The 606-nt window shown below is 47.9% G+C and carries 1 tRNA gene; it reads right to left on the reverse strand.

From position 1 onward, the window contains the following. Positions 1 to 293: 293 nt before the first annotated feature. Positions 294 to 369: transfer RNA gene (locus tag OKC31_RS21660), tRNA-Glu, on the reverse strand. Positions 370 to 606 lie beyond the last annotated feature (237 nt).

A 606-nucleotide genomic window follows, 5' to 3' on the forward strand; every position in this document is an offset into this window, starting at 1 on the left:
TCCTTCATCGCCTCTGACTGCCAAGGCATCCACCATGTACGCTTAGTCACTTAACCATACAACCCCAAGAAGTGTCGTCGAAACGACGCGACTTGTTGCTGTACAACAAGGACCAAATAAAATTTGGTTTTCGCCAAGAAGTTTCCAAAGCACTTGTAACAAATGTTTGAGAACTACTTTTTAAATCAGCTTTCCAGATTGTTAAAGAGCATGTTTGCAACGGCGCGAGGCCGAAGAAAACAGAGTTAAGAATCACTTTCTTAACTCTGCATTCTTGTTAGCAAGAAGAGAAGTGGCGTCCCCTAGGGGATTCGAACCCCTGTTACCGCCGTGAAAGGGCGGTGTCCTAGGCCTCTAGACGAAGGGGACCCCGAGTCTGCTTTGCAGCGCTTGCGCACTGAGACAACAGGTAGCAGTAAACTGCTATTCACATCCCGTTATCCGGCAGAAGAGGTTTTCTCTCATCCATCCCGAGGGCTGGACAACAGAAGCTGATGCATCTCTGCACCAGGTCTTTGCTCTAACTACTTTGAATCAAGGCAATCTGTGTGAACACTCAACAACACGACATCTTAAGGTAAGGAGGTGATCCAACCCCAGGTTCCC

The organism is Aeromonas sp. Y293-4 (genome assembly GCF_027705905.1).
Classification (GTDB): domain Bacteria; phylum Pseudomonadota; class Gammaproteobacteria; order Enterobacterales; family Aeromonadaceae; genus Aeromonas; species Aeromonas veronii.